The sequence below is a fragment of the Streptomyces sp. NPDC048419 genome, assembly GCF_043200415.1.
Taxonomy (GTDB): Bacteria; Actinomycetota; Actinomycetes; order Streptomycetales; family Streptomycetaceae; genus Streptomyces.
Genome location: NZ_JBICXT010000020.1, coordinates 33,074 through 56,426 on the forward strand (window position 1 = coordinate 33,074; position 23,353 = coordinate 56,426).

Annotated in this window: 20 protein-coding genes, 1 pseudogene and 1 riboswitch; of the genes and pseudogenes, 12 read left to right on the top strand and 9 right to left on the bottom strand. The window is 72.4% G+C overall.

All coding sequences use genetic code 11. From position 1 onward, the window contains the following. The first annotated feature begins 8 nt into the window (after positions 1 to 8). The 3 genes from ACGFYN_RS33585 (at position 9) to ACGFYN_RS33595 (ending at position 3,332) form a co-directional block, all read left to right on the top strand. Positions 9 to 695 (top strand): class II aldolase/adducin family protein, encoded by a 687-nt coding sequence (locus ACGFYN_RS33585; protein ID WP_393869701.1) that lies wholly within the window; start codon positions 9 to 11, stop codon positions 693 to 695. Continuing rightward, on the top strand, positions 692 to 1,621 hold the full coding sequence (locus tag ACGFYN_RS33590; RefSeq protein ID WP_393869702.1) for a carbohydrate kinase family protein: 930 nt from the start codon (positions 692 to 694) through the stop codon (positions 1,619 to 1,621). The genes ACGFYN_RS33585 and ACGFYN_RS33590 overlap by 4 nt, the downstream gene beginning before the upstream one ends. A 151-nt stretch (positions 1,622 to 1,772) precedes the next feature. Then, a complete protein-coding gene (locus ACGFYN_RS33595; RefSeq protein ID WP_393869703.1) occupies positions 1,773 to 3,332 on the top strand; it encodes an MFS transporter in 1,560 nt (519 codons plus the stop codon). Between the two features lie 44 nt (positions 3,333 to 3,376). On the opposite strand, the gene ACGFYN_RS33600 is transcribed toward ACGFYN_RS33595, so the two are convergent. Next, positions 3,377 to 3,775, bottom strand: coding sequence for a VOC family protein (locus tag ACGFYN_RS33600; protein WP_393869704.1), 399 nt, complete (start codon positions 3,773 to 3,775; stop codon positions 3,377 to 3,379). 112 nt (positions 3,776 to 3,887) lie between these two features. Between ACGFYN_RS33600 and ACGFYN_RS33605 the strand changes: the two genes are divergently transcribed. Continuing rightward, complete coding sequence (locus ACGFYN_RS33605) at positions 3,888 to 4,907, top strand: helix-turn-helix transcriptional regulator (RefSeq protein ID WP_393869705.1); 1,020 nt, start codon at positions 3,888 to 3,890, stop codon at positions 4,905 to 4,907. A gap of 5 nt (positions 4,908 to 4,912) precedes the next feature. Here the strand turns inward: ACGFYN_RS33605 and ACGFYN_RS33610 are convergent, their stop codons facing one another. Next, positions 4,913 to 5,350 carry a VOC family protein gene (locus ACGFYN_RS33610; RefSeq protein ID WP_393869706.1) on the bottom strand — a complete coding sequence of 146 codons (438 nt, stop codon included), beginning with the start codon at positions 5,348 to 5,350 and terminating at the stop codon, positions 4,913 to 4,915. A gap of 164 nt (positions 5,351 to 5,514) precedes the next feature. Here ACGFYN_RS33610 and ACGFYN_RS33615 point away from each other — a divergent pair, with 164 nt between their 5' ends. Beyond that, positions 5,515 to 6,105, top strand: coding sequence for a DinB family protein (locus tag ACGFYN_RS33615; protein WP_393869824.1), 591 nt, complete (start codon positions 5,515 to 5,517; stop codon positions 6,103 to 6,105). Here ACGFYN_RS33615 and ACGFYN_RS33620 read toward each other — a convergent pair. The 3 genes from ACGFYN_RS33620 to ACGFYN_RS33630 all read right to left on the bottom strand — a co-directional run bounded on the left by ACGFYN_RS33620 (position 6,067) and on the right by ACGFYN_RS33630 (position 9,420). Then, positions 6,067 to 6,816: a LuxR C-terminal-related transcriptional regulator gene (locus ACGFYN_RS33620; protein ID WP_393869825.1), complete on the bottom strand. Its 750-nt coding sequence runs from the start codon at positions 6,814 to 6,816 to the stop codon at positions 6,067 to 6,069. The genes ACGFYN_RS33615 and ACGFYN_RS33620 overlap by 39 nt on opposite strands. A gap of 184 nt (positions 6,817 to 7,000) precedes the next feature. Further along, entirely contained in the window at positions 7,001 to 8,644 is a 1,644-nt protein-coding gene (locus ACGFYN_RS33625) for an NlpC/P60 family protein (RefSeq protein ID WP_393869707.1), read from the bottom strand. Between the two features lie 8 nt (positions 8,645 to 8,652). Next, positions 8,653 to 8,825: riboswitch (cyclic di-AMP (ydaO/yuaA leader) on the bottom strand. 190 nt (positions 8,826 to 9,015) lie between these two features. Beyond that, positions 9,016 to 9,420, bottom strand: a complete 405-nt coding sequence (locus ACGFYN_RS33630; RefSeq protein WP_393869708.1) for a DUF5997 family protein — start codon at positions 9,418 to 9,420, stop codon at positions 9,016 to 9,018. Positions 9,421 to 9,478: 58 nt separating this feature from the next. On the opposite strand from ACGFYN_RS33630, the gene ACGFYN_RS33635 reads away from it, so the two are divergent. The 4 genes from ACGFYN_RS33635 (at position 9,479) to ACGFYN_RS33650 (ending at position 12,965) form a co-directional block, all read left to right on the top strand. Beyond that, entirely contained in the window at positions 9,479 to 10,240 is a 762-nt protein-coding gene (locus ACGFYN_RS33635) for a LysR family transcriptional regulator substrate-binding protein (protein ID WP_393869709.1), read from the top strand. Between the two features lie 72 nt (positions 10,241 to 10,312). Further along, positions 10,313 to 11,152: a hypothetical protein gene (locus ACGFYN_RS33640; RefSeq protein ID WP_393869710.1), complete on the top strand. Its 840-nt coding sequence runs from the start codon at positions 10,313 to 10,315 to the stop codon at positions 11,150 to 11,152. 47 nt (positions 11,153 to 11,199) lie between these two features. Next, positions 11,200 to 12,240 carry a permease gene (locus tag ACGFYN_RS33645; RefSeq protein WP_393869711.1) on the top strand — a complete coding sequence of 347 codons (1,041 nt, stop codon included), beginning with the start codon at positions 11,200 to 11,202 and terminating at the stop codon, positions 12,238 to 12,240. Further along, positions 12,237 to 12,965 carry a TIGR03943 family putative permease subunit gene (locus ACGFYN_RS33650; RefSeq protein WP_393869712.1) on the top strand — a complete coding sequence of 243 codons (729 nt, stop codon included), beginning with the start codon at positions 12,237 to 12,239 and terminating at the stop codon, positions 12,963 to 12,965. Before ACGFYN_RS33645 ends, ACGFYN_RS33650 begins: the two co-directional genes overlap by 4 nt. Positions 12,966 to 13,024: 59 nt before the next feature. Here ACGFYN_RS33650 and ACGFYN_RS33655 read toward each other — a convergent pair. Further along, positions 13,025 to 13,908: pseudogene (locus ACGFYN_RS33655) on the bottom strand (glutamine synthetase beta-grasp domain-containing protein). A 120-nt stretch (positions 13,909 to 14,028) separates the two neighbouring features. On the opposite strand from ACGFYN_RS33655, the gene ACGFYN_RS33660 reads away from it, so the two are divergent. Both ACGFYN_RS33660 and ACGFYN_RS33665 read left to right on the top strand, forming a co-directional pair. Beyond that, positions 14,029 to 16,629 (top strand): ATP-binding protein, encoded by a 2,601-nt coding sequence (locus tag ACGFYN_RS33660; protein WP_393869713.1) that lies wholly within the window; start codon positions 14,029 to 14,031, stop codon positions 16,627 to 16,629. Between the two features lie 105 nt (positions 16,630 to 16,734). Beyond that, a complete protein-coding gene (locus tag ACGFYN_RS33665) occupies positions 16,735 to 18,123 on the top strand; it encodes an FAD-binding oxidoreductase (protein ID WP_393869714.1) in 1,389 nt (462 codons plus the stop codon). Between the two features lie 57 nt (positions 18,124 to 18,180). Here ACGFYN_RS33665 and ACGFYN_RS33670 read toward each other — a convergent pair whose 3' ends face one another. After that, positions 18,181 to 21,270 carry a carboxyl transferase domain-containing protein gene (locus tag ACGFYN_RS33670; RefSeq protein WP_393869715.1) on the bottom strand — a complete coding sequence of 1,030 codons (3,090 nt, stop codon included), beginning with the start codon at positions 21,268 to 21,270 and terminating at the stop codon, positions 18,181 to 18,183. Positions 21,271 to 21,362: 92 nt separating this feature from the next. Here ACGFYN_RS33670 and ACGFYN_RS33675 point away from each other — a divergent pair, with 92 nt between their 5' ends. After that, entirely contained in the window at positions 21,363 to 22,064 is a 702-nt protein-coding gene (locus ACGFYN_RS33675) for a TetR/AcrR family transcriptional regulator (protein WP_393869716.1), read from the top strand. Here ACGFYN_RS33675 and ACGFYN_RS33680 read toward each other — a convergent pair. Both ACGFYN_RS33680 and ACGFYN_RS33685 read right to left on the bottom strand, forming a co-directional pair. Then, complete coding sequence (locus ACGFYN_RS33680; protein ID WP_393869717.1) at positions 22,028 to 22,723, bottom strand: HAD family hydrolase; 696 nt, start codon at positions 22,721 to 22,723, stop codon at positions 22,028 to 22,030. The genes ACGFYN_RS33675 and ACGFYN_RS33680 overlap by 37 nt on opposite strands. 40 nt (positions 22,724 to 22,763) lie before the next feature. Next, a complete protein-coding gene (locus ACGFYN_RS33685) occupies positions 22,764 to 23,240 on the bottom strand; it encodes an Lrp/AsnC family transcriptional regulator (protein WP_393869718.1) in 477 nt (158 codons plus the stop codon). Positions 23,241 to 23,353: the final 113 nt, after the last annotated feature.

A 23,353-nucleotide genomic window follows, 5' to 3' on the forward strand; every position in this document is an offset into this window, starting at 1 on the left:
TCCCGCACATGGGCGACTCAAGCGCGGTGCTGGGCAAGGAGCGGGCCGCAGTGGCCGAAGCCTGCCGCCGGCTGGGAGCCGAGGGCCTGCTCGTCGGCACGGCCGGGAACGTCAGCGTGCGCGTGGGGGAGCAGGTCGCCATCACCGCCACCGGAGCGGTGCTCGCCCAACTCACCGAGGACCAGGTGACCGTGGTCGACCTCGACGGCACGATCGTCGACGGAAGCCTGCAACCCACCTCCGAACTCGACCTGCACCTCGGCGTGTACCGGCGCTACGGCACCTGCGCGGTCGTTCACACCCATGCCCCGATGGCCACCGCGCTCTCCTGCGTGCTCGATGAACTGCCGTGCGTCCACTATCAGTTGCTCGCCGTGGGCGGTAGCGTCCGGGTCGCACCGTACGCCACCTTCGGCACCCCCGAACTGGCCGAGTCGGTGCTCGCCGCGCTCGAGGGACGCGGCGCCGCCCTGATGGCCAACCACGGCGCGGTCACCCACGCCCCGACCCTGGACAAGGCCGTCGAGCACGCCCTGCTCCTGGAGTGGGCCTGTGGCGTCTACCAGCACGCCGCCGCCTTCGGCACGCCCCGGGCCCTCGACGAGGCGCAGCAACTCGCGGTCATCGAGGCCGCGATCGCCCGCGACTACGGCACCACCCACCCCGTACCACCCGCGCAGGAGGGAACCCGATGAAGGTCGTCACGATGGGCGTGCACGTACTGGACGTGCTGGTACGGCCGGTGGAGGAGATACCCGAGGGCCAGGGCGCCACCCTCGTGGACGACATCCGGATGACCGCCGCCGGCACGGCCGCCGGCACCGCGCTCACCCTCGCCAAACTCGGCGCCTCGGTGCGCACCACGGGCGCGATCGGCACCGACCCGACCGGCGACCTGCTCATCCAGCTCCTCGACCGGGCGGGCATCGACACCGAGTTGCTCGTGCGCCGCGTCGACACCTCAACGTCCGCGACCGTCCTGCCCATCCGCCCCAACGGCGACCGCCCCACCCTCCACCTGCTGGGCGCCAACATCACCTACGGCCTCGACGACGTGCCCTGGGACGCCGTCGCCGAGTCCACCCATCTCCACCTCGGCGGCCCCGAACTCATCGGCGCCGACGTCGCCGCGCGCATCCTGGCGCACGCCAAGGAGCACGACGTGGTCACCTCCGTCGATCTCCTCGCCCCCGGCGAACTGGGCACCTACGACCAGATCGAGCCGCTGCTGCCCCACGTCGACTTCCTGCTGCCCAACGACGACCAGGTCCTCGGTTTCAGCGAGGAGGAGGACCTCGTCACCGGCGCGAAGAAGTTCCTGGCCGCGGGGGCCGGCCTCGTCGCCGTCACCCGAGGCGGCGACGGCGCGCTCCTGGTCACGCCCCACGGCACCGAGACCGTCCCCGCCTTCGACGTGGACGTCGTCGACACCACCGGTTGCGGCGACGCCTTCTCGGCCGGCTTCCTGCGCGGCATCAGCCTGGGCCGCACCCCGCGCGAGGCCGCCGTCCTGGGCAGCGCCGCGGCGGCACTGGTGGCGCAGGGGCTGGGCAGCGATCACGGCGACTTCGACCTGCCGGAGGCCGACGAGTTCGCGATGACCCACAAGACCCGTACCTGAAGACACCCGTACCTGAGCGAGGCGGGTCCCGCTCGCGAGCGGGACCTCCTGCACCGCTGCGAGCGTAGATTCTCCGGCCGAGTGGTGAGGGCCACGGGGGGAGCGTACGGTCGGTCAGTGGACGGCACCGTTCACTGAGAGCGCACGCACCATGAGCAGCAGCCCGCAGCCAAGCCCCGCAGCACAGGCCACCGCCAGGGAACCGGGCGGCGGCGGAAACGCCATGGCGCTGCTGGTCATCGCCTCGTGTCAGCTGATGGTGGTCCTCGACATCACCATCGTGAACATCGCGCTGCCGCACATCCAGAGCGCCCTGGACTTCTCCACCACGAGCCTGTCCTGGGTGGTCAACGCCTACACCCTCACCTTCGGCGGCCTGCTGCTCCTCGGCGGCCGCACCGGCGACATCCTGGGCCGGCGGCGGGTGTTCATCTTCGGCGTGCTGCTCTTCGCCCTGGCCTCCCTGCTGGGCGGCTTCGCGCAGACCTCCGGCCAACTCCTGGCCGCACGCGCCCTGCAGGGCGTGGGCGGCGCCATCGCCTCGCCGACCTCACTCGCCCTGATCAGCACGACCTTCCGCGAAGGCCCGGAACGCAACCGTGCGTTCGGCGTGTTCGCCGCGGTCTCCTCCGGAGGCGGCGCCATCGGGCTGCTCGCGGGCGGGATGATCGTCGAGTGGCTGAACTGGCGCTGGGTGCTGTTCGTCAACGTGCCCATCGGCGTGCTCATCGCCCTGGCCGCACCCCGCTTCATCAAGGAGTCCGAACGCCACGCCGGCCACTTCGACATCGCCGGCGCGCTGACCTCCACCGTCGGCATGGTGCTGCTGGTCTACGGCTTCATCAGAGCCGCGCAGGAGGGCTGGCGCGACGCGCTCACGCTCGCCTCGTTCGCCGGGGCGGTCGTCGTACTGGCCGCGTTCATCCTGATCGAGCGGCGCTCCCGGCAGCCCATCACGCCGCTGCACATGTTCGCCGACCGCAACCGCGCAGGCACGTACGGGATCATGCTGAGCCTCGCCGCCGCGATCTTCGGCATGTTCTTCTTCCTCACGCTCTTCGTGCAGGACGTGCTCGGCTTCAGCCCGCTGGAGGCGGGGCTGGCCTTCCTGCCGGTCAGCGCGGTGATCGCCGTCGGCGCGGCGCTCGCCTCGAAGTTCCTGCCCAGATTCGGCCCCAAGCCCTTCATGGTGGTGGGCGCCATCCTCGCGGCGGCGGGTCTGGCCTGGCTGACCCTCACCGACGTCGACTCCACCTATGCGGGCAGCATCCTCGGGCCGATCCTCGTCTTCGGTCTCGGCATGGGCATGCAGTTCGTGTCCCTCACGATCATGGCGCTCTCCAACGTCACCGTCCGGGAGACCGGCGCGGCCTCCGGGCTCCTCAACGCCACGCAGCAGGTGGGCGGTTCACTGGGCCTGTCCATCCTGGTGACGATGTTCGGCACGGCCAGCACGAACGAGGCGCACAAGCAGATCCCCCGCTTCCTGGCCCAGGCGACCCCGCTCGAACGGCTCCACTTCCGCCGCACCGGCCGGCTGCCGTCCCCCTACTCCGACCACGTCCTCACCTCCGGCGTCTCGGCCGCCTTCGTCATGGCCGCGATCTTCGCCGTGGTCGCCGCGCTGATCGCGGTGGTGGTGATCCAGGTACGGCCGTCGGACCTGGAGCGTCTGCAGGGCGGGGTGGGGCCGGGGACCGGGCAGGGCTGAGCCCCGGGATCCCAGTTCTCCCGCGTGAACGGCAGCGCGGGGCGTCAGCGTGCGAACTTCGCCACGGCCGCCGGGGTGACGGGGGTGAAGAAGTTGACCAGGTTGCCATCGGGGTCGCGGAACAGCAGCGACCGGTTGCCCCAGGGCATCGTGGTGGGCTCGGTGACGAAGTCGCTGACGAAGCCGGACAGGTTCCGGTGCACGCGGTCCACGTCGTCGACGAGGAACTCGGTGATCACGCTGTGGTTGTGCGCCGGGCGGGCCGAGCCCGGGGCGAACAGCGGGACGGTGCGGGTGCCGGCGATCGCCAGGGTGGCGCCCGAGGTCCTGAGTTCGGCGAAGTCCTCGGTGGCCCACACCGCTTGCACGCCTGTGGCGCGCTCGTAGAACTCGACGAGGCGTGCCACGTCAGCGGTGATGATGCGGATCGAGACGAAGTTCATGGGGATCTCCTTGGCTGTGCCGGGTCTGCCCGGCCTTTCTGCGGGCGTGCACTCAGCAGGCTAGGAGAAATAGAGGACAGAATCGGTCCTGTATCGGCGCTAGGCTGCGAACATGCCTCGACCCACCGGCCGCGTACTGACACTTCTGGAGCTGCTGCAGTCGGGCGGCACCCGCACGGTGGCCGAACTCGCCGACCGCCTCGGCGTCGAAGGGCGCACCGTGCGGCGGTACGTGGACCATCTGATCGACCTGGACGTACCCGTGGAATCGGTGCGCGGCCGCTACGGCGGATACCGGCTCGGCCCCGGATACCGCCTGCCCCCGCTCATGCTCAGCGACGACGAGGCGCTGGCCGTGCTGCTCGGCCTGGTCGCCGGCCGCCGGACAGGGCTGACGACGACGGAGCGCACGGCGAGCGAGACGGCAGCGGCGAAGATCCGGCGGGTGCTGCCCAAGCACATCGCCCGTCGGCTCGACACCTTCCTGGACGCTCTCGCGTTCACGGATCGGCCCGGTGATTTCGACACCCCGGACGCCGATGTCCTGCTCACCCTCGCCGATGCGGTACGCCACCGCCGGCCGGTCTCGATCCGCTACACCGACCGCGGCGGACGGCTCAGCGAACGCCCGCTGCACCCTTACGGAATCGTCGCCCATGCGGGCCGGTGGTACGTCACGGGCAAGGACGCCCGGATCGACGAGGACCGAACCTTCCGGCTCGACCGCATCGCGGACGCCAGGACCCTGCCCGGCTCATTCGAAGCGCCCGCGGATCTCGATCCGGCACAGCGCGTGCTGTCGGCGTTCGCCACGGCCGAGTACCGGCACGAGGTGACCTTGCGGATCCACGGGACCGTCGGGCAGATCCGCGCCCACCTTCCCGCCGGCGTCGCGACCCTGGAGGAACACGCGCCCGTGGCGGGGGAGGACCGGGCGGGCGAGGACCGGGCGGGCGAGGACCAGGCCACCGAGCGCTGGCTGCGCGTCGAGCTGCGGGCGGAGCGGCTCGACTGGCTGCCTCCGTTGCTCGCCGCACTCGACCGGCCATTCGTCATCGAGCGCCCCGACGAACTGCGTGACCTCGTCGGCGCGCTCGCCGACCGCCTCACGTCCTACGCCCGCCGAGCCTGACAGCGTCAGCCGCCCGAGACCGTCTGCCCACCCCATTGCTCCGGAGCGACGTCCGCGAGGGTCTCCGAGAACGTCCACTGATGTCCGGCCAGGTCCTCGGCCGTGTACTGGCGCTCCCCGTACTCGAAGTCGGTCGGCTCCATGACGATCCGCGCACCGTGTTCCCGCGCCCGCGCGCAGTGGGCGCGCACGTCGTCCACCCGTACCGTCACCGAGTGCGTGACCTCGCCGGGACGCGGGGGCCTACGTTCGCCATGGGTGTCCCCGACGATCACGGCGCCGTCCCCGAAGGCGAGTTGGGCGCGGTGGTCCTCACCGATCCGCACCCGCTCGGCGAACCCGAAGGCCACGCCGAGCCACGCGACCGCCGCGCGCACGTCGGGATAGATCAGGACCGGAATCACGGTCGACGAAGGAATGGAGCGGTTCGGCTTCAGGTTCATGGCCGACTCCCTGGCAGCGGTAATCGAGGGGCGGGTGGCGCGCCGGTCGTGCCAGGCTAGCCCGTCGGTCGGCGCCGTACGTCGCCGAGTTCGCCAGGGGAGCCTCAGTGACCGCATCTCGCCTCACGCCGTTGCTGGACCAGTTCGACTTCGCCTGCCGGCGGATGGCACACCGTATGGCGGGGCCGTTGATGGACAGCGGTGACGGGTCGGACACCGGAGTCGTGCCGCTGATCGGTGAGGAGTACGTCTGGGAGCCGGTGCCGGAGTGCTGGTCGGTGCGGCGGCGGGTGGACGGGCCCGGGGCGTGTGCGACGCATCTGGCGGGCAGCGCCGACGGGGAGTGGGGGCGCGACGCGGCGCCCTACCCGCACCCGTGGCCGCCGCCCTTCACCACCATCGCTTGGCGTCTGAGCCACCTCAGCGAAATGCTGTTCCTGCGCGCCGACCACACGGCGGGCAGCCACCGCCTCACCCGGGACGACTACCTGGTCAGCGGCGACGCGACGGCGGCCGTCGCCGCCTTCGACGCCGCCGTCACCGCCTGGCGTAAGGCGCTGCTCGGCGCCGGCGACGCGGCGCTCGACACGATCGGCCACTGCACCTATCCGCACGGCAGCGACGCGGAGGAGCCGTTCGTCGACATCGTGTGGTGGGTCAACCAGGAAGTCCTGCACCACGGCGCGGAGATCGCCCTGCTGCGGGACCTCTACCGCTCACGGCGTGGGGATCAGCCCGAGCCGCTGGGCCCGTAGCACGGTGCTGATGCGATCCCGGGTGCCGAGCTTGCGGTAGATCTTCTCGACGTGCTTGTGGACCGTACGGTCCGAGATGCCGAGCCGGCGGCCGATCGCGGCGGCGGTCAGGGCGTCGGCGAGCAGGAGCAGCACGGTCAGTTCGCGGGGCGTGAGGGCGCAGTCCGCGGGCCGTTCCCGAGCGGGGCCCGGCCCGGCCGACCGCTGCCAGCCTTCCAGGAGCTGCCGCTGCTGTTCGACCGCCGCCAGCAGCGGCTGCACCTGCTCGGCAGCTCGGACCTGGTCGTCGGTGAAGTCTCCGCCGGAGCGGTAGACCATGCATCCGGTGATCGGCGTCGTCGTCCGGGGCAGCGGAATCGCCAGCACATGGTCCGCGTCCAGTACGTCGCGGATCAGGCGGGCACTCGGGCTCGCCGACCAGGCGGAACCGGCGCTACGGCGCGCGGTGAGGGGCGTCCTGTCAGGTCCGGCGGCGTAGTGGTGCGAGAACGGATACCCCGCGCGCAGCAGGCCCAGATCGGCCTCCCCGAGCCCGTCGAACGCGGCGGCGACAGCGGGCGGCATGCCCACCGTGCCCTCGTCCTCGTTCCAGTCGTCGAGCTTGTACACCAGGGTCTCGCCGCCGCACACCCCCGGCAGCGCACTGGCCAGCAGCGGCCAAAGCCGCGCGGGATCACGTTCGTTGAGCGCGGCGACGGCCACCGTCAGCATGCGCTCGTGCGCCGAACCCCGCGCCTGTCCCACGTGCCTCTCCGCTCGTCCGCCGTCTACGCAGTTGTACCCATACCGGCGACACCCTGCGCTGCCCGAGACTGCAACGGGCAACCGCGACGATCTCAGATCCTCTCACCGTGCGGGCCGCCGGAGCGGGGGACCGGCGGCCCGCCGCATGTCTTTACGCGGGGCGCACGGCGATCCGTATGGCCGCCTCCCCGGCGTTGTGGATCGACTCCTCGCGGATGACCGAACCGGGGCCGGGCGCATGGATCATCATGCCGTTGCCTGTGTACAGGCCGACGTGGCTGAAGTTGTCGTGGAAGAAGATCAGGTCTCCGGGCCGGCTCTCGGCGAGCGGGATCACCGTGCCCGTGCTCGCCTGCTCGGACGTGCTCCGCGGCAACGCGACCCCGGCGGCCTTCCACGCGGCCTGGGTGAGACCCGCGTTGTCGTACGACTCCGGTCCCACCGCACCCCACAGGCACGGCCTGCCGATCTGCGCGCGGGCGAAGGCGACGGCCCGGTCCGCCTGGGTGCCGACGGGCGTCTCGACGGCGGGGATGCCGGTGTCGAGGACGCTGGGCTGCCCCATCCGCCAGTCCACGGCGGCCGGGATGCCGGTGTCCAGGACGGAGGGCTGCCCCATCCGCCAGTCCACGGCGGCCGGGATGCCGGTGTCCAGGACGGAGGGCTGCCGCATCCGCCAGTCCTCGGCGGCCGGTATGGCCGTGTCGAGCACGGTGGGCTGCCGCATCCGCCACTCCTCGGCGGCCGGTACGCCCGTGTCCAGGACGCTGGGCTGCCGCAGCCGTATGCGCCACGCCTCGTCGGACATGGCCGCGCCCGTGTCGAGCACGGTGGGCTGCCGCATCCGCCAGTCCTCGGCGGCGGGTACGCCCGTGTCGAGCACGGTGGGCTGCCGCATCCGCCAGTCCTCGGCGGCGGGTACGCCCGTGTCGAGCACGGTGGGCTGCCGCATCCGCCAGTCCTCGGCGGCGGGTACGCCCGTGTCCAGGACGCTGGGCTGCTGCATCCGCCACGCCTCCTCGGCGGCGCGGCGGGACTGCTCCGCCGGGTCCTGCCAGGTCGGGAGGGCCTGGGGCTGGGCGGCCGTCAGCGGGGCCACGGACGTCTGCCGGGCGGTGTACCGGTACAGCAGGTCGCTGGCCGCCGCGATCTTGCGCTGGTTGGCCTGCTTGGAGCGGCGCAGCACCACCTGCCTCGGCTCCTGCGGGGCCGCGGGCAGGACCGCGGTCTCCTGGCGCTGAGCCGGCACGGCGGGCAGCGCGGCCGTAGGTCCGGCCGTCAGCTCCGCCGCGGGACGCCGGCGGGGCTCCGCGGCGGGCAGTTCGAGCACGGGCCGGGCGGGCGCCTCCAGCTCACGGGCGGCTCCGGCGGCACGCGTCTCGGAGGGCCGCTCGGACGCCTTCGGGCGGGCCGGCGCGCTGCGCTGGGCGGACATCCGGTCCGTAGGCAGGATCGCCGGAACCGTCGGGCCCAGCGACGAACGTGCCCCCCGGAACCACTGCCGGGCGATGTTGTCCAGATCGGGATCCGAGGCCCGGCCACCGGCGGCGCGGCCCCGGGGCACCGACTGCGCCCGGGTGATGTTGTGAAGACCGGTGTCGCTCTCGGCCCGGTCGTACAGGCTGCTCACCCGCTGCTGGACGTCCTCGCGGCTGGGGCCCTCGTCCCCTGTGATCGGTGCGGCGTCGGCGGTCTGTGAGAACAGGGCCACCGAGGTGAGCGCAGCGGTCGCGAGAGCGGAGTTGCGCATTCCGGGGCCGAGGCCTCCGGGGCGCGACGATCGTTCCGGCGCCATGGGAGCCGTACTCCTTCCATCTCCGCCTACCGAGTTAGCTGTCGGGTTCGGGCGGTCGATCCGGAAGGTATGCCCTACGGCCGTTGCCCTGGTGGGCAGCTGGGCCGATTCACCCCATCGTTCGGTTGGGTCCCCGGCTCCGGCTGCCACGAGGGCGCACCGGACTCGGCGGAGGCCGCACGTCCCGGCGGGGCGCCGGAGGAACTCGTGTGGCCTACCGCCAAACTAGCCAACTTGTGCGGCTCGTGTGAAGGTTGAAGGGCGGAATGTCCGATACGCTTTTGTGACCTTCGTCGTGACGTTCCGTCAGATGCGTGCTTCGTGCACACAGCGGGTGTGGAAGGCGACGGTCCGTCGCGAACGGACGGGTGTCAGGACTGACCCGACTCGTTCCCGGCCGCCCGCTCGGCGTTGCGCTTCTTGATCCGCGCACCCTCCTTGCGGACCTCCACCTGGGTCGCGCGCTCCTTCTGCAGCCACTCGGGCTGCTCCTGCTTCAGGGCGTCGATCTGTTCGGTGGTGAGCGCCTCGGTGACGCCTCCGCGGGCGAGACCGGCGATGGAGACGCCCAGCTTCTCCGCGACCACCGGACGCGGATGGGGGCCGTTCGCCCGCAGCTCGCGCAGCCACGCGGGCGGGTCGGCCTGCAACTGGCCGAGCTCGGCCCGCGAGACAGTGCTCTCCCGGAACTCGGCGGGGGTGGCCTCGAGGTACACACCCAGCTTCTTCGCCGCGGTCGCGGGCTTCATCGTCTGGGTGTTCTGGTGCGACGTCATGTGGTCAAGGGTATCGAGCGGGAACGAAGGCGCCGACCACGGCCGGTAACCTTGCAGCGTGACAGGCTCGCAGACATCCCCCACGTTCCGGCTCGCGTACGTCCCGGGGGCGACGCCCGCCAAGTGGGCGCGGATCTGGAACGAACGCCTGCCCGAGATCCCGCTGACCCTCCTCGCCGTACCGGCCGCCGACGCCTTCGGGCTGCTGCGCGCCGGTGACGCCGACGCCGGACTCGTACGGCTGCCGGTGGACCGTACGTACTTCAGCGCCATCCCCCTCTACACCGAGACGACGGTCGTCGTCGTCCCCAAGGACCACCTGATCACGGCCGTGGACGAGGTGACCCTGGACGACCTCGAGGAGGAGGTCCTCTTCCACCCGCTGGACGACGTCTTCGAGTGGGACCGGCCGCCGGGCGAGGAGGCCTTCGAGCGGCCCGCCTCCACGGAGGACGCCGTCGAGCTCGTCGCTGCCGGTGTCGGTCTCCTGATCGTCCCCCAGTCGCTGGCGCGCCTGCACCACCGCAAGGACCTCGTGTACCGGCCGGTGATCGACGCCCCCCAGTCCGGCGTCGCCCTGGCCTGGCCCGAGGAGGCCACCACGGACCTGGTCGAGGACTTCATCGGCATCGTCCGCGGCCGTACGGTCAACAGCTCCCGCGGCCGCAAGGCGGACGCGCCGGAGGCGAAGGCGAAGACCGGCGCGAAGGCCGGTGACCGGCGCACTTCCACCGGCGCAAAAACGACGGCACGCAACCCCAGGGGCAAATCCGACGTCTCCAAGGGCGCCAAGCGCAGGAAGCCCCGCCGCCGGGCGTAGCCCTCGGGTGGGGTGGCGTGGCCCTGTGTCGCACGGGTCACCTTCACCCTCTCAGGGGGAGTCTTGCTTCGCATGGGGGAGCGCTGCGAGGACAGCGCCGCGGACGAGCTGCGTACCGCCGAGGTACGTGCCGACCAGCCGCACGCCGACGCACCGCCGGCCGTCCCGGCCGACCGCGGGGGGCGCGCGCGGCTGCGCGCGGCGCTGTGGCGGTCGGCGTCCTTCGTCGGGCGCACGCTGCGCGGCGAGTGGTACGGCATCGTGGTCGATCCGGTACGGCAGCTCATGAGACGCGGGCTGTCCGCACTGACACTGGGGTTCGTGGCCGCCTTCGGCGTGATCTTCTTCCACGCGCTGGCGCAGCATCCCACCGGTGCGGTGGCGGTGCGCATCCTCGGCGGCGTCAACGCCGACCTGCCGCTGTGGCTGGCCCTCTTGCGCACGCCGGTGTCCCTGTACGTCCCGGCCCTCGACCTGCCCGTGTGGGCGGGCATCACACAGCTGTTCCTCGCCTTCGCGCTGGCCGAACTCGTCCTCGGCCGCACCAGGACGCTCGTCGTCTCGTACGCGACCACTCTGGCCGGCACCCTCATGGTGCGCGTGATGATCGCGCTCGGCGCCGGGTGGGGCGGCCTCGGACTGCCGCCCGAGGTCGGGCGGGTGCTGGACACCGGGCCGTCCGCCGCGGTCGTGGGCCTGTTCACCTACGTCGCCGTCGTCCGCCGCGCTCCCGTCCTCTTCGCGCTCACCAGCGGGTCCATGGTGTGGGAGTCGATCGCCGTGCCCAACCTGGCCGGCCGTGAGCACCTGATAGCGATAGGCGTCGCCATCGTGCTGGCCCTCCGCGGCCAAGCCCGCTCCCGGTCCCGTCCATTGATCGGTCTTCGGCGGCGTGTGCGCTCCGTGAAGTAGGGAGATCTGGCTTATCTTCGCCACGAAATCCGACATCCGGAGTAAATATGCAAAATACGGATGCACTGGTTGACGTGGCGGAAGAGACGGCGGTCGTCGCACCTCCCTGCCCTCCAGAGCGCCGCGCCCCCGTACGGTCCTTGCTCGTCGGCCTCGGCATCGTCGCGGCCGCGGGCCTGGCCGCGGTCCTCGTGCTCACCGGCGTCGGCTGGCTGAACCGGCCCGCCGTCGCCGCCTGGCGAACCGTCTGCCTGGCCATCACCGTCCAGGCGCTGCCCTTCCTGCTCCTCGGCACGGTCCTGTCGGGGGCGATCAACGCCTTCGTGCCGGCCGACCTGTTCACCCGGATCCTGCCCCGCCGCCCCGCGCTCGCCGTCCCGGTGGCCGGCGTCGCGGGGGCCGTACTGCCCGGCTGCGAGTGCGCCTCCGTGCCGGTCGCGAACAGCCTGATCCGGCGCGGTGTCACGCCGGCCGCGGCCTTCGCGTTCCTGCTGTCCGCGCCCGCGATCAACCCGATCGTGCTGACCGCCACGGCGGTCGCCTTCCCGGGCAACCCCGCCATGGTCGCCGCCCGCCTGGTCGCGTCCCTGCTCACGGCCGCCGCGATGGGCTGGCTGTGGCTCTGGCTGGGGCGCGAGGAGTGGCTACGGCAGACCGTCCGGCACACGGGCCACCAGGCGGGCGACAGCCGCTGGAGCGAGTTCCGCCTCGGCTTCCGCCACGACTTCCTGCAGGCCGGCGGGTTCCTGGTGCTGGGCGCCATGGCGGCGGCCACGTTCAACGTCGCCGTGCCGCGCTCCGTCCTCGACACCTTCTCCGGCTCGCCCTGGCTGTCGGTGCTCTTCCTGGCCGGGCTCGCCGTCCTGCTCGCCGTCTGCTCGGAGGCCGACGCCTTCGTCGCCGCCTCGCTCACCGGGTTCTCGCCCACCGCGCGGCTGGCCTTCATGGTGGTCGGCCCGATGGTCGACCTGAAGCTGATCGCCCTTCAGGCGGGCACGTTCGGGCGGGGCTTCGCGCTCCGCTTCTCCACCGCGACCACCCTCGTGGCCATCACCGCCAGCGCCCTGATCGGAGGCGCGCTGCTGTGAAACGCCACCTCCAGGTCGCGCTGCTGGTCCTGACCGGCCTCGGCCTGCTGCACGCCTCCCTCTTCACCGACCTCTGCCTGCGCTACGTCAAGGAGGGCCAACGCCCCATCCTGATCGCCTCCGGCGCACTGCTCGTGCTGCTGGGCCTGGCGGGAGCGATCCTGGACCGCACGGCACCCGAGGACCACGGCCACGCACACGGCCACGACCACTCCGCCGTCCCCCGCGTCGCCTGGCTGCTCTTCCTGCCGGTGCTGAGCCTGCTCTTCTACGCCCCGCCCGCCCTCGGCGCCTACACGGCCGCACGCACGCACGACAAGGCCGTGAAGAAGGAGCAGCACTTCGACCCGCTGCCCGCGACCAGCCCCCTGCCGATGACCCTCTCGGACTTCACCGCCCGGGTCCAGCAGGACCCGAAACAGGCGATCAGAAGCCGCAGCATCCAGATGACCGGCTTCGTCACCCCGGCCGGTCAGGGCGGCGGCTGGTATCTGACCCGGATCATCTTCACCTGCTGCGCGGCCGACTCCCAGTCGGTCAAGGTCCGCATGTACGGCACCCCCGCCCCACCCGCCAACACCTGGCTGGCCGTCAGCGGAACCTGGCACCCCGCCGGCGCCCTCGGCACCAAGTCGGCCCCGGCGGCCCTGGACGTCCATCACACCGACCACATCGCCCCACCGATCAACGCCTACACGGACGACCTCCCGCTCACACCGTCCTGACGAGGGCGTCGCCGCAGAACGCGGGCGCGCGGCCGGCACCGGCCCGGTGCAAGCCGCCGTCACACCTCGAAATACAACTCGAACTCATCCGGATGCGGCGGTAGTTGCAGCGCTGCGATCTCGTGGGTGCGCTTGAGGTCGATCCAGGTGGCGATCAGGTCGGAGGTGAAGACGTCGCCCTGGAGGAGGTACTCGTGATCGGGATGCGGACGCAGGCGGAGCGGTTGCGCTGCGAGTGGACGAGGTTGACCGGCGTCTCGAAGCCGGGGACCAGGCGGTGGTAGGAGTTCACCGTCGGATTGGCGAACGCCGGCAGGGACGGCGCGTGCTTGAGCAGGCCGCCGATGTTGTGGCGGGCGGACTCCGACAGCCCGGCGTAGCCCTCCTCGTCGTAGAAGGGTGGGTTGCCGGCCTGCCCCAGGGACTGGTGGGCGTGCATGCCGGAGCCGTTGTCGCCGAAGATCGGCCTGGGCACGAAGGCCGCGGTCCTGCCGTCGCGCCAGGCGACGTTCTTGACGATGTACTTGTAGAGCTGCAGGTCGTCGGCGGCGTGCAGCAGCGTGTTGAAGCGGTAGCTGATCTCGGCCGCCTGGCCCGCGGTGCCGACCTCGTGGTGCCGCTTCTCGACGAGGATGCCGCACTTGATGAGTTCGCCGGTCACCGGGGCGTGGATGAAGAAGTTCACGATCGGCGTCGTGTCCTTGCGGAACGAGTCGAGTCGGGCCGTGCGCAGGTCGGCACGCAGCGCCATGTCGGACTCGTGGATGGCCTGGAAGCCGCGGATCGACGAACCGTCGAACGCCAGCTCCTCGTCCGGGGCGAAGGTCTCCACCGGCACCGTGAAGCGCTGCATGGTCCCCGGCAGATCGCAGAAGCGGACGTCCACGAACTTCACGTCCTCGTCCGCGATGAACTTCCGTGCTTCCTCGGCATCCTGGAACATCCCGGTCACCGTCCACGAGGCGGGGCGCCGTGCCGTGCTGAGCGCTGTAGGCACGGGGTGGGGGGCCGCGGGAGCGTGCTGCGACGGACAGAGCGGGCGCCCGATGGCAGAATCGGGTGCGTGGACCAGGGGATCCTCGAGCGCGAGCCCGAACTGGCACTGCTGGCCACGGCCGCGCGGGAGGCGGCGGACGGGGCCGGGTCGGTGGTGCTCGTCTTCGGCGAGGCCGGAATCGGCAAGTCGAGCCTGGTGAGAGCCATGCCCGACCGGCTGCCCCTGCCGGCGCGCGTGCTCGTCGGACAGTGCGACGACCTCGCCACCCGGCGCCCGCTCGGCCCCTTCCGCGACCTTGTCGGCAGCGTCGGCGCCGAACTGGCCCGCGCGGTCACCGACGGTGGCGACCGCCAGCGCGTCTACGAGGCCCTGCACGGAGAGCTGGCCGTGACTCCGCACCCCGCAGTACTCGTCGTCGAGGACGTGCACTGGGCCGATGAGGCCTCCCTGGACGCCCTGCGCTTCCTGGTGCGGCGCATGGAGCGGCTGCCCGCCCTGCTCGTGCTCACCTACCGCGACGACGAGCTCAGCCGCGGACACCCGCTGCGCCACCTCCTCGGCCAGGTCTCCCGCGCACCCCGCGTGCACCGCCTGCCCCTGGCCCGGTTCTCCCTGGACGCCGTGCGCACCCTCAGCGGCACCGGCCGGCTCGACCCGGCGCAGGTGTTCGCGGTGACGTCCGGCAACCCCTTCTTCGTCGCCGAGGTCGTCGCGGCGGGCGGCACCGGGGGAGTGCCCCCGACCGTCGTCGAGGCCGTACTCGCCCGGCTGCGCGGACTGGACCCGGCCACCGTGGACGCGCTGGAACAGCTCGCCGTCGTCCCCTCGGCCGTGGAACGCCCGCTGATCGACGCACTGCTCCCGCCCGGGGTGGCCGTCCTCGCGGCGGCCGAGCAGCGCGGGCTGCTGGCCGTGACACCGGAACGGGTCGCGTTCCGGCACGAGCTGATCCGCCGGGCGGTCGTCGACTCCGTGCCCACGGCCCGGCGCATCGAGCTCAACCGCAACGTCCTCGCGGCCCTCGTCGCCCGCCCCGGCTCCGACGCGGCGCGCATCGTGCACCACGCGGCGCAGGCGGGTGACCAGGACGCCATCGCCCGCTACGGGCCCGACGCGGCCCGCGACGCCTCCTCGGCCGGCTCCCATCGCGAGGCAGCCGCCCAGCTCGGGCTCGTCCTGCAGCAGCGCCACCGCTACGCTCCGCCCGACCTCGCCGACCTGCTCGAACGCTTCGCCGTGGAGAGCTACACCATCGCGGACTCGGCCGCCGCTGTCGCCGCCCAGCGCGAAGCCGTCGCCCTGCGCCGCTCGCTCGGCGACATCCCCGCCCTCGGCGCCGACCTGCGCTGGCTCTCCCGCATCCACTGGTGGGCCGGCGACGCGGACGAGGCCCAGGACGCCGCCCGCGAGGCCGTGAGCGTCCTGGAGCACGCGGGCGACGACCGGCTGCTGGCCCTCGCGGTCAGCAACATCGCCCAGCTGCGGATGCTGAACGACCGCTACCCCGAGGCCGTCGCACACGCAGAGCGCGCGATCACCCTGGCCCAGAAGGCCGAGGACACGGCGATCCTCTCGCACGCCCTCAACAACGTCGGCACGGCCCGCTGGCGCGCCGGCGACCCGGGCGGACGCAAGCAGCTGGAGGAGAGCCTCGACGTCGCCCTCGCCGCCGGTGAGGTCGAGCACGCCTGCCGCGCCTACGCCAACCTCATCTGGACCCTGCTCGACCACCTCCAGTACACCGAGGCCGACCGCTACCTGCCCCCGGCCATGGACCTCGCCGACCGCGCCGAGCACCTCGGCTTTCTGACCTACCTCCACGTCGAACTGGCCATACGCCGCCTCGCCGCCGCCGACTGGGAGGACGCCGAACGGCACGCCGAGTTCGGCATCCACGACTTCCTGCCCGCGCGCTCCCCGGCGCTGACCGTCCTGGCCCGGGTGCGCACCCGCACCGGCCGCCCCGGCGCCGGAGAACTCCTCGCCGAGGCCCAGAAGATCGCCGTCCGCACCCGCGAGCTCCAGCGGACCGGCCCCGTCGCGGCCGCGCTCGCGGAGGCCGCCTGGCTGCGCGGCGACCACGCCGCCGTCGTCGAGGCCGCCACCCCGGTCCATGCCCAGGCCCGCGACCTGCCCGGCGTCCCCTATCGCGCCGAGCTCGGCTACTGGCTCACCCGGGCCGGCCACCCGGTCCCGCTCGAGGACTCCGACCACCCGTACGCACTCCAGGTCCGCGGCCACTGGCGGGAGGCGGCCGCGCTGTGGCAGGCGGCCGGCTGCCCCTACGAGCACGCCGCCGCCGTTGCGGAGAGCCCGCACCCGGCCGACAAGATCGAGGCGCTCGCCGCACTCGACGCCCTGGGCGCCGAACCGCTGGCCCGGCTGATCCGCGCCGAGCTGCGCGGGCTGGGCGTCAAGCACATCCCGCGCGGCCCGGTCGCCGCGACCCGCGGCAACCCCGCGGGCCTCACCGAACGCCAGCTGCAGGTCATGCGGCTGCTCGCGCAGGGCCTGACCAACGCCGAGATCGCCGCCCGGCTCGTGGTGTCCGTGCGTACCGTCGACAACCACGTCCGGGCGGTCCTGGACAAGCTGGACGCGCCCACCCGCCGCCACGTCGCCGACCGGGCATCGGGGCTCGGACTCCTCCCCGACCACGAAACGTAGGTAATCGCCGGGCCCGAGCTAGGTGACGGCCACGGATGCCTGGGCCCGCGCAACACGTGTAGAACGTGCAGATCGGCCCGTCTCCGACCAAACGGGGGATATCGCATGTCCAGTACACCAGCACAGGCCGCCCGCAGTGAACTGTCCGGCTTCAACGGGGAGCTGATCGGCCCCGAGGACTCGGGCTACGACGAGGCCCGCGCCGTCTACAACGCGATGATCGACCGGCGCCCCGCGCTCGTCGCCCGCTGCGGCGACGCCGATGCCGTCGCCCGCGTGATCGGCTTCGCCCGCACCCACGACCTGCCGCTCGCCGTCCGCGGCGGCGGCCACCACGGTGCCGGCATGGGCACCGTGGACGGGGGAGTGGTCGCCGACCTCTCCCCCCTGAAGGACATCCAGGTCGACCCCGCCGCCCGCACCGTCCGCGTCGGCGGCGGCTGCGTATGGGGCGAGGTGGACCGCGCCACCAACCCGCACGGCCTCGCCACACCCAGCGGCATCGTGTCCACCACCGGCGTCGGCGGCATCGCCACCGGCGGCGGACTCGGCCACCTCACCCGCAAGTGCGGACTGACCATCGACAACATGCTCTCCGCCGACGTCGTCCTCGCCGACGGGCGGCAGGTGCGCGCGAGCGCCGACGAGAACACCGACCTGTTCTGGGCGATCCGCGGCGGCGGCGGCAACTTCGGAGTCGTCACCTCCTTCCAGTTCCGGCTGCACGAGGTCGGCACCGTCGTCGCCGGACCGACCTTCTGGCCCGTCGAGATCAGCTCCGAAGTCCTCTCCGCCTACCGGGACTTCCTCCCGAACGCGCCCCGCGAGCTGAACGCCTTCTTCCTCTACGGCACCGTCCCGCCCGCCCCGCCGTTCCCCGAGGAGATCCAGCTGCGCAAGACGGCCGGCGTCGTCTGGTGCTACGCGGGCAACGACCCCGAGGCGGCCGCACGCGGGATGGCCCCGCTGCTCGACGCCCTGCCGGAGCCGATGCTGCACTTCGTCGCGCCGATGCCGCACCCGGACCTGCAGTCCATGTTCGACGGGCTCTACCCGCCCGGCCACCAGTGGTACTGGCGCGCCGACTTCGTCGACGAGATCCCCGACGAGGCCGTCGAACTCCACGCCAAGTTCGGCGCCGAGGTGCCCACCGTCCAGTCGACGATGCACCTCTACCCGATCGACGGAGCCGCCCACGACGTCGGCCCCGAAGAGACCCCCTGGGGCTACCGGGGCGCCCGCTGGTCGACCGTCTACGCAGGCGTCGACGCCGACCCCGCCAACGCCGAGCTGATCAAACGGTGGGCGGTCGACTACTCCGACGCCCTGCACCCGTACTCGGCGGGCGGCGCGTACGTGAACATGATGATGGACGAGGGCCAGGAGCGTGTCCGCGCCAGCTACGGCTCCAACTACCAGCGGCTGGCCCGGATCAAGGCGGAGCTCGACCCGGGCAACGTCTTCCGCCTCAACCAGAACATCCGGCCCAGCTGACGGGCCTGCCCGGCAGCAGTCTCAGCCACCAAGTGGCGTACGGAACAGGCGCCTTGCTCACCAGGCGTCGATGAACGGGCGGTGCCCCGGGCGGGGGACGGGGCACCGCTCCAACGCCGCGACCACCCAGTCCCGCGACCCGGCCGGGTCGATGACCGCGTCGATCTCCAGCGCGGCCGCCGCGTTGACCGCCTTCCCGCGTTCGTACAACTCGGCGACCCGCTGTTCGAAGACACGCTCACGCTCGGCCGGGTCCGCGATCGCCTCCAGCTCCTTGCGGTGGCCGAGCCGCACCGCGCCCTCCAGTCCCATCCCGCCGAACTCGCCGCTCGGCCAGGCGGCCGTGGCCAGGGGAGCCCGGGTCGAGCCGCCCATCATCGCCATCGCGCCGAGCCCGTAGGCCTTGCGCAGCACCAGACTCACCAGCGGCACCCGCAGATTGGCGCCGGTCACGAAGAGCCGCGCGAAGTGCCGTACGGTGGCGGTCCGTTCGGCCTCCGGGCCGACCATGAACCCAGGGGTGTCGCACAGCGAGACCACCGGCAGCCCGAAGGCGTCGCACAACTGCAGGAAGCGGGCCGCCTTGTCGGCCGCGTCCCGGTCGATCGCCCCGCCCAGATGCGCCGGGTTGTTCGCCAGCAGGCCCAACGGCCGCCCCTCGACACGCACCAGACACGTCAGGACACCTACACCGAACCCGGACCGCAGCTCCAGCACCGAACCCGTGTCCGCCAATCCCGCGACGGCCGTGCGCATGTCGTACGCCCGCCGCCGGTTCTCCGGCACCACGTGGCGCAGCAGCCGCCGGTCCGGCGCCTCCCAACTCCCCTGCGTGCCCTGGAAGTACGACAGATACCGCCGCGCGACCCGCACCGCCTCCGCCTCGTCGGCGACGGCGATGTCCACCACCCCGTTGGGCACCTGCACCGACAGCGGCCCCACCTCCTCGGGCCGGTACACACCCAGCCCACCGCCCTCGATCATCGCGGGCCCGCCCATCCCGATCGTCGCGTCCGGGGTGGCGATCACCACGTCGCAGCAGCCGAGCAGTGCCGCATTGCCCGCGAAGCACCGCCCCGAGGCGATGCCGACCAGCGGCACGAGCCCGCTGAGCCGTCCCATCCGCTGGAAGGTGGTCACGTCCAGACCCGCCACGGACGTGGTGTCGGTGTCCCCGGGCCGCCCACCGCCGCCCTCCGCGAACAGCACGACGGGCAGCCGCCGTTCCTCGGCGACCTCCAGCATCCGGTCGGTCTTGCGGTGGTTCTGCAGCCCCTGGGTGCCGGCCAGGACCGTGTAGTCGTACGACATCGCCACGCACGGCTCGCCGCCCACCCGCCCGGTGCCGCAGACCAGGCCGTCCGCGGGCGTCGAGCGGATCAGGTCGTCCAGGGAGCGGCGCCGGCGCTGGGCGGCGATCGCGAGGGCGCCGAACTCGGTGAACGATCCCGCGTCGCACAGGTCCTCGATGTTCTCGCGGGCGGTGCGCCGGCCGAGCGCGTGCCGCTTGGCGACCGCCTCCGGCCGGTTCTCGTCCAGCCCGAAGGAGTGGCGGTGCACCGCCTCGGCGAGATCCGCGCGCACCGCGTCCGGATCGACCGGCTCCACCTCGGGCCCGTCCTCCTGCACGCCGCTGACGCCGTCCATGACGGCCAACACCGCCCCCTCGCCCACCGTTTGACCCACGCGCGCGTGCAGCAGCCGTACGACTCCGGAGCCGGGTGCCCGCACCACGTGCTCCATCTTCATGGCCTCAAGGACCAGCAACTGCTGCCCCGCGCAGACCGGTTCACCGGGGGAGACGTCGACGGAGACGACGGTGCCGCCCAGCGGCGCGAGGACCGTGCCGTCGGCTCCCGCGGCTTCCGGCGCGGTCTCCTCGACGACCTGTGTGTGCGCCCAGAACGCCGGCCGCGCAAGAACGTCCCGCAGCAACGGAATCCCCGTGCGCACCCCCTCCACGCCGAACTCGCCCAGCGCCCGTCGCACCCGCGTGACGGCCGCCTCGACCCCGCCGTACGGCACATGTGCGACCACCTTCGCGAGCAACGGGTCGTAGCGCGACCCGACGTCACTCCCGGCCCGCACGGCCGTGTCGACCCGCACCCCGGGCCCGGTCGGCACGTCGAAGCGCGTGATCCGTCCGGTCGACCCGGCGTTGACCCGCGCCTGCACGGCGAACCCGCGCGGCGCGGCGGGCGGCCCCGACAGTCCCAGCCCGTCCAGCGTGGCCCCGGCGGCAAGGCGCAACTGCACGGCGACCAGGTCCAGTCCCGTCACCTCCTCGGTGACCGTGTGCTCCACCTGCAGACGGGGGTTGGCCTCGATGAAGTGGAACCGGTCGTCCAGGACCAGGAATTCGAAGGTGACCAGGCTCGAACAGCGAACGGCCCGCGCCAGCCGCAGCGCACTGTCGAGGATCTTCTCCCGTACGGTGTCCGGGAGTTCGGGCGCGGGCGCGATCTCGATCAGCTTCTGATGGCGCCGCTGCGTACTGCAGTCCCGGTCCCACAGATGCGTGACGGCTCCCGTGGCGTCTCCGACGACCTGCACCTCCACGTGCCGGGCATCCTCCAGCAGGCGTTCCGCGTACAAGTCGCCCCGGCCGAATCCCTGTTGCGCCTCCGAAGCGCACCGCTCCCACGCCTCGTCCAGCTCCTCGGCCCGTCGCACCACCCGCATGCCGCGCCCGCCGCCCCCGCCGACCGCCTTGATCATCACCGGGCCCTGAGCGAGGAACGCGCGCGCCTCCTCGAGTCCTCCGTGCGCCCCCGGCAGCACCGGAACACCTGTGGCCACGGCGATGTCACGGGCCCGCACCTTGTCCCCGAAGACGTCCAGCACCTCCGGAGCGGGCCCGACGAACGTGATGCCGGCCGCCAGGCACCGTCGCGCGAAGTCCGCGTCCTCGCTCAGGAAGCCGTAACCGGGGTGGAGGAAGTCGCAGCCGGTGCTCCGCGCGGCGGCGATCAGCGCGTCTCCGTCCAGGTAGCCGCCGACCGGCACGGCCTCGTCGGCCGCCCGGACGTGCGCGTCGTCCCCCTCGGCGTACACGGCGACCGAGCGCAGCCCGGCCTCCGACGCGGCGCGCAGCACGCGCACGGCGATCTCACCGCGGTTGGCGACCAGCACGGCGGCAGAACCCATGGGAGCCCTCCAGGACACGGGTCCCAACGGACCTCATCGACCGGCCCCGCCATGCTCATTGACATTGACGTCAACGTCAATACGCTCCACGCATGGCACGCACGCACAAGGCCTGGGCGGTCCGCACCGCCCGCGACCGCACCGAGGCCCCGGCCCGCGCCCGGCTCCTGGAGGCGGCCGAGACCGTCTTCACGCGGCTCGGCCTGGGCCCGGCCACGGTCGCCGACATCACCGCCCGGGCCGAGGTCTCCCGGGCCGGCTTCTACGTGTACTTCGCCTCGAAGGAGGAGATCTTCCGCGTCCTCGCGGTGGGCGTACGGGACGCGTTCCTCGCCGCGCAGGAGGTGCCGGGCGTCGACAGCGGCGACACGCGCGCCGTCGCCGAGGCATCCGTCGGCGCCTTCATCGCCGCCTGCGCCCGCCACCAGCCGCTGCTCGTCCTGCTGGAACAGCAGGCCCGCACCGACCCCGACGTAGCGCGCCTGTGGGAGGAGATCCGCGAACGGCCCGTCCGCCGCCACGCCCGCTACATCCGCCGCCTCGCCGACCGGGGCGAGGCGTCCCCGGTCGCCGAACCGCTCGCCGTGGCCCGCGCCGTGGGCGGCATGTGCGCCGAGTTCGCCCGCCGGGTCGCCGCACGGCCCGACATGTACGACGCGGCCGTACGCGACGTGACCACCATGTATCTGCATCTGCTCGGAGCCGGTACGTCCCGAACGGTGCGAGTTCAGGAGGACCGGGCCGAAACAGTGCGGGATCAGGAGGACCGGGCCGAGCGTACGAGCCAGTCGTAGGCGCCGCGCGCCGTGAACTCCTCCTGTCCGCCGCGCAGCAGCAGCCCCGCCGTGGCGAACTCCGGGGCACCGGCCTGCTCGGCGACGTACGGGATCGCGATGCAGCGCATGCCGGCGGCGTGCGCGGCGGCGGCGCCCGGCACGGCGTCCTCCAGGACCACGCAACCGGCCGGGGCCACCCCCAGGCGCCGGGCCGCCTCCAGGAAGACGTCCGGGGCGGGCTTGCCGCGCGAGACCTCCTCGGCCGACACCACGGTGCGCAGGAACGCGTCCAGGCCGGTGCCCGCCAGGATCGCCTTGATCGCCTCCGGCGACGAACCCGAGGCCACGGCCATCGGCACGCCGTCCGTCGCGAGCAGCTCCACGAACTTGCGCATCTGCGGGTACGCGCGCGTGGCCGTGCGGGCCAGCTCCAGATAGCGGCGGTCGGTGTCGGCGAGCAGCTCCTCGGCGGAGGCCGAGAGGCCGTACTCCCGCTTCCACAGGGCGGCCGTCTCCTGCGTGCTGACGCCGACGTACCGCTCGTGCTCGGCCCAGGTGAAGTCCGCGACGCCGTGCTCGGCGAGGGTCCGGCGGCCCGCCTCGTAGTAGTTCGGCTCGCTGTCCACGAGCGTTCCGTCGAGATCGAAGATGACCGCGGTGCCGCCGAGCTTGCTCATGGCCCCAGCATGGCAAAGGTCGCGCGCGGGCCGCGCGCCGTCACCTCCGGGCCGCGCGGCCGATCGACTCGACCAGCGGCAGCAGCCGCTGCGGGACGCGCTCGCGCAGGGCCACCTCGGAGCGGGTGCGGACGACGCCGGGCAGGCTGATCAGCTTCTGGATCACATCTTCCAGATGCTCGTTGTCGCGGGCCACGACCCGGGTCAGCAGATCGCCGCCGCCCGTGATCGAGAAGGCCTCGACGATCTCCGGCACCGCGGCCAGCGCTTCCCCGACGTCGTCCAGATGCCCCTGCGTGACCTCGATGTGCACGAACGCGAGCACCGGATGACCGAGCGCGGCCGGCGAGAGCGTCGGGCCCGTACCGGTGATCACGCCGTCCCGCTCCAGCCGGTCGAGCCGCGCCTGAAGCGTGCCCCGGGCGACACCCAGGATGCGGGCGTACTCGCGCACGCTGGTGCGCGGCTGCTCCATCAGCAGCCGCAGGATCCGGGTGTCCAGCTCGTCGACCGCCATGGCGCCCGGCCTCCTGTGTCGTCCGATATGGATGTGGTCCGATTCGGATGTGGTCCGATGCGTGTGGTCCGATGGTCCGCCCATGAACGCTCCTGGACCGAAATGACTGTGCC